The sequence below is a fragment of the Kitasatospora sp. NPDC004240 genome (genome assembly GCF_053603215.1).
Genome location: NZ_JBSGFD010000417.1, coordinates 1 through 2355, shown reverse-complemented (window position 1 = coordinate 2355; position 2355 = coordinate 1). Strand labels below are relative to the sequence as shown.

General features: G+C 64.8%; 1 protein-coding gene. It reads left to right on the top strand.

Translation table 11 applies throughout. The features are described 5' to 3' along the window. Positions 1–535 precede the first annotated feature (535 nt). Positions 536–2317 (top strand): reverse transcriptase domain-containing protein, encoded by a 1782-nt coding sequence (locus ACWEQL_RS42180; protein WP_452156886.1) that lies wholly within the window; start codon positions 536–538, stop codon positions 2315–2317. Positions 2318–2355 lie beyond the last annotated feature (38 nt).

Sequence of the window (2355 nt, the reverse complement as noted above, 5' to 3'; positions counted from 1 at the left end):
TGTGCGCCACGAGGCGCTCTGTTTGTATCCCCGGCTCAGCCGGGAGGAACTTGGAAGGAGGTTCCTGGGCCGGATGACTCACCTGGATCCGAAAGGTGAAGGGGACAAGAGCATGTCAGGAAACCGGTGGCCGGGCCCAGTTGCCAGGGACGGTGCACCGGGCGGCCCGCGCGATATGGCGAAGACTGGATTGTTTGAAGCCCAATCTCCAGAAGATGCAAGTTCCCATCCGTCGGAAAGACAGCTGAAACCGACGCCGACCCTGCACCGGTTTCGATTGTTGGCCTGGTGCAACTTCCGGGGTTCGGAGCGATGTCCAGCGAGGACATTCAAGGAGATGAGTGGGACGCCTAAGTCGCGCTAGAACGTATAGACAGGGACGAACGTGGGATCGCCTACGGGACGCGAGTCCTATGGCGACGGAGGCCCCGTAGTAGTCGCCGGAGTCACGCCCGGCCGGGGAGGGCGGGAAATCCGTCCGCAGGGCGAAGGGGGCCAGGTGATTCGGACACCTGGATATGGGGAGGTATGCGAAATGCAGAGCGCCGCAACGGTGCTGGGTGTCCTGCGTGAGCGCGGCAGGCGCCATCTGCCGTGCGGCGAACTGTATCGACAACTGTTCAACCCACAGTTGTATCTGCTGGCCTACGGTCGCATCTACGCCAACCACGGCGCGATGACGCCCGGGGCCACGCCGGAAACCGTGGACGGTATGTCCCAGCGGAAGATCGACCGGATCATCGAGGCGATGCGCCACGAGCGCTACCGCTTCCGGCCGGTCAGGCGCGTGCACATCCCGAAGAAGAACGGGACCACGCGCCCGCTGGGGCTGCCGACCTGGTCGGACAAGCTCGTCGGCGAGGTGGTCCGCCTGCTCTTGGAGGCGTACTACGAGCCGACGTTCTCCGACCGATCTCATGGATTCCGTCCCCGCAGGGGCTGCCACACCGCGTTGCGGGAGGTGGCCCACACCTGGACCGGGACGTCCTGGTTCATCGAAGGGGACATCGCCGACTGCTTCGGCAGCCTGGATCACCAGGTCCTGCTGTCGGTCCTCGGCGAGAAGATCCATGACCAGCGGTTCCTGCGGCTGGTGCGCAACATGCTGACAGCCGGATACCTGGAGGACTGGAAATGGGGAGCCACGCTCTCCGGAGCGCCGCAAGGCGGAGTGGCTTCCCCGATCCTGTCCAACATATATCTGCACCGGCTGGACGAGTTCGTCGAGAAGGTTCTGATCCCGGAGTACACCCGTGGAGAGCGCCGGGTTCGCAACCCGGCGTATTTGGAGTTACAGAATCTGCTGGCGAAATCCCGCCGGCGCGGCGACCGGGCCCAGGCCCGGGTACTGCGTCAGCGGATGGTGAGCCTGCCGAGTGCGGATCCCAACGACCCGTCATATCGCAGGCTTCGCTATGTCCGCTACGCAGACGACCACCTCCTCGGATTCACCGGACCGAAAGCCGAGGCCGAGCAGATCAAGCATCGCCTGGCGGAATTCCTGCGCGACGAACTCAAGCTGGAACTCTCCCGGGAGAAGACGCTGGTCACCCACGCCCGAACCCGGGCGGCGCGGTTTCTCGGCTACGAGATCACGACCCAGCACAACGACACGAAGAAGACCGGCCGCTACCGCAGGGTCAACGGTCAGATCGCCCTTCGCGTCCCCAGGGACGTGATCAAGGCCAAGTGCGAGCCCTACCTCGCCCGCGGCAAGCCCGCGAAGCGAACGGAACTGACCAACGGCAGCGATCACGCGATCGTCGCCACGTTCGGGGCCGTCTACCGGGGCATCGTCCAGTACTACCTGCTCGCCGGAGACGTCTTCCGGCTGCACCGCCTGCAATGGGTCATGGAGACATCCATGCTCAAGACCCTTGCGGCCAAGCACCGTTCGACCGTGACGAAGATGGCCGCCAAGCACAAGGCCAGGATCGACACACCCAACGGGCCCCGAGTCTGCTTCGAGGCCCACATCGAGCGGAAGAACAGGCAGCCGCTGGTGGCACGGTTCGGTGGAATCCCTCTCCAGCAGCAGCGATCGGCGAAGGTCGTCGACCGTCGGCCTGTCTGGGTGGACTATCCGCAGAAGGAGCTGATCACCAGGCTCCTGGCGGACACATGCGAGGTCTGCGGGGCCACCGGTGATGTCCAGGTGCATCACGTCCGAGCCCTTGCCGATCTCGCCCGTGCCGGATGGCCGCCGTCCGACTGGGTGCGCGTCATGCTCGACCGGCGGCGCAAGACCCTCGTGGCCTGCACTGCCTGCCATGACCGCATCCACGAAGCGCGAACGGCCCGATCACTCACGCCGTGATCACTGGAGAGCCGGATGACAGGGAAACCGTCATGTCC